Genomic DNA, 6,000 nt, shown 5'->3' with positions numbered 1-6,000 from the left:
TTATTCTATTATAAAAAAGTTAGAAAAAGAAATGAACCCAAAATAAAAAGGCTGTCGAGACTATCTCGACAGCCTGAGGAGATTGCTTAAAGCAATCTCCTTTTGACTATTAGGATAGTTTCCAAGCTGGAATCAAACTATGAAATTGGAAGAAGTAACTCATCGGTATGTGTAACAAAGTATAAAATGCCAAGGTTGTTGCATAAGTGATGATCCAAGTCGGAACAGGTACCTGCAGGAACAGATACAAAAGAAGCATTCCAACTGGGAATGGGACGAGCACAATCAGCCAAATCGGTGCACCAAGTGCCTCTGTCAATGCGCCAAGAGCCACGACAGAGAAGCCGATGACCATTGCTTGCCAAATTGGCATTCCATGCCGAAATAATAAACTGCCGATGTAATAAGAAAGTCCGGTTAAAATGATTGCTAACATGAAATCTAGTGAATATTTCATACCCATACCCCCTCTTCTCCACAATTATACGATTATATGGATGGAGTGATGTGAATATTTTGTAAAAAAGACCGCTATATAAGCAGCCTTGTAGGTTAGCTTGCGAATGCTTTGATGCCTTCTGCAATCGAATCCGCAACTTCATTCTGATAATTGGAGTCATTCAGCAATGCAGCATCGGCAGGATTCGAGATAAATCCTGTTTCAACTAGGACTGCCGGCATCGAAGTGTGGCGCAGCACATAGAAATCAGCACTGTGTGTGCCTCTGTTTTCGTTATTTGTATTGGAAGCAAGTGCAGTTTGTATGCTGGAAGCCAGTTTTTTCCCGCTGCTGCTTGCACCATAGTAATAGGATTCCAATCCCTTGGCTGAGGATGTCGCTGCGCTGTTGGCGTGTACACTTACAAATAAATCTGCTCCCCAGTTATTCGATATCGTCGCGCGTTCTGATAAAGGAATAAAAATATCATCGCTGCGCGTCATCTTAACGTCATAACCATTAGTAAGCAATCTTTGCTGAAGCTTCTCGGAAATAGTCAGGGCAACATTTTTTTCCATCGTATCATTGCCGATTGCACCAGGGTCCTTGCCACCATGACCAGGATCGATGATGATTCTTTGCACGGACTGTCTGGCGGATGATTCGGTTTGAGTGGCTGTCTCTTCACTCACTGGAGCTACATAATCCAAGCTCAGGAAACCTGTTTGACCCTGAATGGTAATCTGTCCCCAGCCATCCCCTTTGTCGATGTATTGGAATTGGGTCCCTGCCGGAAATCTGCCAAGAATGGCAGCATCCGTCGATGGAGTCGCCCTGATGTTCAGGTTGGCAGTAGTCTGTCCTGTGTTGGAAATGCTTGCATCCGCTTGGGCTGGAAGGATCAATAGGATTGCAACGAGTATGAATAATAGAGGCAATGCAACTTTAAGGCCGGTACGCATAGTGATTCTCCTTTGCGATATAATAGAATCAGTATGGTCAGCAATAACGAGTTTTATAACAATAGATACATAATATGATAGGTTCCCAGAAAGGGGAGAAGGAAAATGGAGACAGAAAGAGAGAAGATGGTAGCAGGAGAGTTTTATCGACCTGCTGATAAGGAATTGACGGATAGACGGATGAAAATTCGGGAGCTGAGCCGACAATATAACGATACAACAAGCTATGAGCACGCAGAGCGTTCTGATTTACTGAAGCAAATATTAGGCTCTATGAAAGGAAAAGTCTATATTGAGCCGACTTTCCGATGCGATTATGGCTACAATATTCATCTTGGGGAAAACTTCTATGCGAATTTTGATTGTGTCTTGCTGGATATCTGTGAAATTCGCATCGGGGATAATTGCATGCTTGCTCCCGGAGTACATATTTACACCGCAACACATCCGCTTCATCCAGTCGAGCGTAATTCGGGGTATGAATTGGGCAAACCAGTGACGATCGGGGATAATGTCTGGATTGGCGGACGAGCAGTCATCAATCCTGGTGTTACAATCGGCGATAATGCAGTCATTGGTTCGGGCGCAGTGGTCACAAAAGATGTTCCGGCAAATACAGTTGTCGGCGGCAACCCAGCAAAGGTCATTAAACAAATCGAGATATAAGAGAATGGAGGCCCTGACAGGGTCTCTTTTTTAGTTCGAATGACCTCCCTGCCGCAATACCCATATAAACGTTTTATAGTTGCAATTTAGCGGTTTCGCTTGTTTCTCCATGATCAATGTTTATAATTGGTGTGTTAAAAATGGACGTGAAAGAGGTAGTGTTATGACAACAATTGGCATTGATTTAGGTACTACGAACAGCTTGGCGGCTTATTGGAATGGTGAGCAGGCAGAAATCATCCCCAATGCCTTGGGAAAAAGGCTGACTCCTTCAGTAGTGAGTGTCGATAAAGATGATAGTATCCTTATAGGGGAAATCGCCAAAGAACGGCTCATTACCCATCCATCTGCAACAGTTGCTGCCTTCAAACGTTATATGGGTACGGAAAAGGAATATAGGCTCGGAACACAAACATTCACTCCCGTGGAATTGTCTGCGCTCGTCTTAAAGCAGCTGAAGGAAGATGCAGAAATGTATTTGGAGCAAGCGGTTACGGAGGCTGTCATCAGTGTGCCAGCGTATTTCAACGATATACAGCGCCGATCGACTAAACAGGCAGCAGAAATGGCTGGACTTAAAGTCGAACGTTTGATCAGCGAGCCAACCGCGGCTGCAATTGCGTACGGCCTGCATCAAGATAAGGATGAAACGCAGTTTCTTGTATTCGATCTAGGTGGGGGTACCTTTGATGTTTCCATTCTGGAACTTTTTGATGGGGTAATGGATGTCAAATCCATTGCCGGTGACAATTATCTCGGCGGAGAGGATTTCACGGCTATCTTAGTGGAACATTTCCTGACGGAGCACGATATACAGCAAGAGCAGCTGGACATGAAGGAGGCTTCGCTGCTTTATAAACAAGCAGAGCATGGCAAACGAAGTCTGGGAATCAAAGGTCAGCTTCATATGTCATTGATCATCGATGGGCAGCTCTATGAAACGGAGGTGACCCTGGACACTTATGAAAAAATGGTATATGACCTGATCTTGAGGTTGCGCCAGCCGATTGAACGAGCACTTCGTGATGCCTCCCTATCTCCAAGGGATCTCGATAACGTGATTCTGATTGGAGGTGCTACCAGACTGCCGATTATTAAAACGGTGATTGCAAAGATGTTCGGGAGTTTGCCATATGCAACAATCAATCCAGATGAAGCCGTGGCTATCGGAGCTGCGATACAAGCAGCTTTGAAGGATAAGGATGAAGCGCTTGATGAGCTTATCTTGACAGATGTATGCCCTTATACATTAGGTATCGAAGTTGCTGAACATGGTAAGGCAGGTATAGAGGGAGGTTATTATGATCCCTTGATTGAGCGTAATTCACCAATTCCGATCAGCAAGGTGGAGAGGTATCATACGATTTATGATGATCAAAAGGCTGTCAAGATCGTCATCTACCAAGGCGAGAGCAGGAGAGTGGCGAACAACGTCAAATTAGGTGAGCTGCAGATAGAGGTCAAACCTAGGCCAGCAGGAGCTGAAGGAATAGATGTACGTTTTACATATGATACAAATGGCATCTTGGAAGTTGAAGCAATCAGCGTATCGACTGGCGAAAAAAAGCGGATTGTGATTGAAAAGAATCCCGGAAATCTTTCTGAAGCGGAGATAGAAGAGAGCCTTCAGCGGCTGCGTGCGCTAAAGATCCACCCTCGGGAAAGAGCGGAAAATCGCTTGTTAGTGGCACAAGCAGAACGTTTGTACGAGGAGCTGACAGGAGATGCACGTCAGTATCTATCCAGACTGCTGCTGCATTATGAGAATATACTGGAAACACAGGATGAAAAGCAGATAAAAGAAGCAAGTGCGTCTATGAGAGAGCAGCTGGAAGCGCTGGAAGGAGGTATGCTGTACCGATGAGCATCTGGGATGTATTAGAGCTGGAACCGACAGATGATAAGAAGATAATCAAGAAAGCATACGCTGGTAAACTAAGAATCTGCCGTCCGGATGATGATCCGGAAGGTTACCAGGAATTACGTGAGGCATACGAAAAGGCTTTGCGGTATGATCCGAATGATATTGATCATGAACCACAGGAACCAGACGATATGCCGGTTCCGCAACTGGATGAAGTAGATCAGGCTATGAACGCCTTTTATCATTTATATAATGATTTCTCTGATCCAAATCGCCTTGACCGCTTGCAGCAATGGCTGCAGCAGGATATTGTCTGGAACATGGAGAAGAGTGAAGAACTTCAGCGCCGGCTGATAAATTTTCTGTCACAGCACCCCTATTTGCCGAAAGAAGCATACGAAATGCTTGATCAAGCATTCCACTGGCAGGAAAGAGAATCGGAACTCCATGCTTATCATGATGACAATGTAATACAGGGGTTAATGGACCGATTGCTGGGTGTACGTCATTTCGAGGCAATTGAAGCGGGGGAAGCATTCGACTATGCAAAGTATTATTCGCTGAGGGAATTTGCCAAGGACCTATTATCCGAAGGGGATTATGATCAGGCTGCTGTCATGTTAAACAAAGGATATGAAATGTACACAAGCGATCCGGAACTGCTGCGTCTTATCAGTGTTTATGAAACAGCGGCCGGAGAGAAGGATCGGGCGGTCTGGGCACTTTCGAAGGCTTTGGAACAGAAAGAGGATACGGCAATGTATCTGGACCGGGCGCAGCTGCTTGCTGATGATCGGCAATATGAGGCAGCGCTACATGACTACAAGCGAGTTTATCAGATTGATCCTGCAATTAAGACTGCAGCGGGAGGGGCAGCCTACTGCCAGCAGCAGCTTGGACAAATCAAGGAAGCAGTGGAAACTTTGAAACCAGAGACCGGAGTTGTGAATGAAGAGATTGGATTCTTTAAGACTTCTTTTCAGGGTTATTTGTTCAATCCGTTATTTGGCGGGGAAAGAACCAGGTATTCGTTCAAGGAGAATTTCTTCCAAGTGGTTTTTGCCTTGCTGGGGGGGATTGGATTCTTGATTAAAACATGGTGGATTTACATACTGGGATTCTGCTTGCTGGAATGGATATTCGATCCACCGGCAGTACTGACAGCAGTCTTGGCTATTCCATTGATCGTCGCTTTTCTTGGTATCATGTGGGGCAATCGGATGCGGCCGGGTATTGTTAATCTGGACTTTTCTTTCGCTATCGGGTTGTTGATCATTGTACCTTATCTGCTGTTCAAACTCCTGGCCATGCCATTTAAACTACTGGGTAAGAAGAAAAGCAAAGAGGAGGCAGCCGGATGAGCAACAATACGAAAACCGATAGGAAAGAAATAGAGAAGTACTTACGGCATTTATCATTTATGTGCCACCCTGGAGCGATGGGGGTGCAAATCTATCTGCATCGTGAATTCCGGCCGATTCTTGATAAACTGACGGGTGAATTGAACTTGAAAAAGCTGACCAAGGATAGAGGGATACAGTCGCCTGAGGAATTGAAACAATGTATCAATGCACTCACAAAGAAGGAGTTGAGTATGCATTACAAGGAAGTGCGAAACATCCTGGCTCCTTTATCCATGTCAGAAAGGGATGCCATGGTCAAGCAAATGGAGATGACAGGTTGGGATGGCTACCGCTATTGGGTTGTCAAATCAAGTATGCATGTCCTTCCCGAAGCGGGTATAACTGCATATGAAATAGCCAACTTCATCTATTTATGCCGTGTTGGCAGAGCCTTACACATCCTTCCTTCACAGGAGGCATTTACTAAGATGCTTCAGGCTGCACAGCGGGCAATGGAACTGTACAGCAGTTGGGATGCCTACATGGATGCCTACATTGTAGGAAGTGCGTTCAACGTGAAACCCGAAGACGATCCGAAAGCAAGACCCCTGAAAGATCATGGGCGCACCCATATTTATAAGCTATTTATGTCATCACAGACCAAGCTGCCAAAACTTCCATGGCGCAAAGAAGAAATAATGAGCATATCAGCTTCGGTTTGAATCA

General features: G+C 45.1%; 6 protein-coding genes. 4 read left to right on the top strand and 2 right to left on the bottom strand.

The annotated features are described in order from the left end of the window. Positions 1 to 109 precede the first annotated feature (109 nt). Together AB1K91_RS15885 and AB1K91_RS15880 are read right to left on the bottom strand one after the other, a co-directional pair. Entirely contained in the window at positions 110 to 457 is a 348-nt protein-coding gene (locus AB1K91_RS15885) for a hypothetical protein (protein WP_413091212.1), read from the bottom strand. Positions 458 to 552: 95 nt separating this feature from the next. Beyond that, the gene (locus AB1K91_RS15880) at positions 553 to 1,401 is read right to left on the bottom strand and encodes an N-acetylmuramoyl-L-alanine amidase (RefSeq protein ID WP_413091210.1); all 849 of its coding nucleotides are present in this window, start codon (positions 1,399 to 1,401) and stop codon (positions 553 to 555) included. Positions 1,402 to 1,506: 105 nt separating this feature from the next. Between AB1K91_RS15880 and maa the strand changes: the two genes are divergently transcribed. The 4 genes from maa (at position 1,507) to AB1K91_RS15860 (ending at position 5,996) form a co-directional block, all read left to right on the top strand. Beyond that, positions 1,507 to 2,067: a maltose O-acetyltransferase gene (gene maa / locus AB1K91_RS15875; protein WP_413091208.1), complete on the top strand. Its 561-nt coding sequence runs from the start codon at positions 1,507 to 1,509 to the stop codon at positions 2,065 to 2,067. A gap of 163 nt (positions 2,068 to 2,230) precedes the next feature. Beyond that, entirely contained in the window at positions 2,231 to 3,931 is a 1,701-nt protein-coding gene (locus tag AB1K91_RS15870; protein ID WP_413091206.1) for a molecular chaperone HscC, read from the top strand. Then, positions 3,928 to 5,292, top strand: a complete 1,365-nt coding sequence (locus AB1K91_RS15865; RefSeq protein WP_413091204.1) for a tetratricopeptide repeat protein — start codon at positions 3,928 to 3,930, stop codon at positions 5,290 to 5,292. The genes AB1K91_RS15870 and AB1K91_RS15865 overlap by 4 nt, the downstream gene beginning before the upstream one ends. Continuing rightward, the gene (locus tag AB1K91_RS15860) at positions 5,289 to 5,996 is read left to right on the top strand and encodes a DUF1266 domain-containing protein (protein WP_413091203.1); all 708 of its coding nucleotides are present in this window, start codon (positions 5,289 to 5,291) and stop codon (positions 5,994 to 5,996) included. Before AB1K91_RS15865 ends, AB1K91_RS15860 begins: the two co-directional genes overlap by 4 nt. The last annotated feature ends 4 nt before the right edge of the window (positions 5,997 to 6,000 follow it).

The organism is Terribacillus jepli, from assembly GCF_047228925.1.
In the GTDB taxonomy this organism is placed as follows: Bacteria; Bacillota; Bacilli; order Bacillales; family Amphibacillaceae; genus Terribacillus.
The sequence above is the reverse complement of the archived record's forward strand: the minus strand, read 5'-3'. Positions and strand labels throughout refer to the sequence as shown.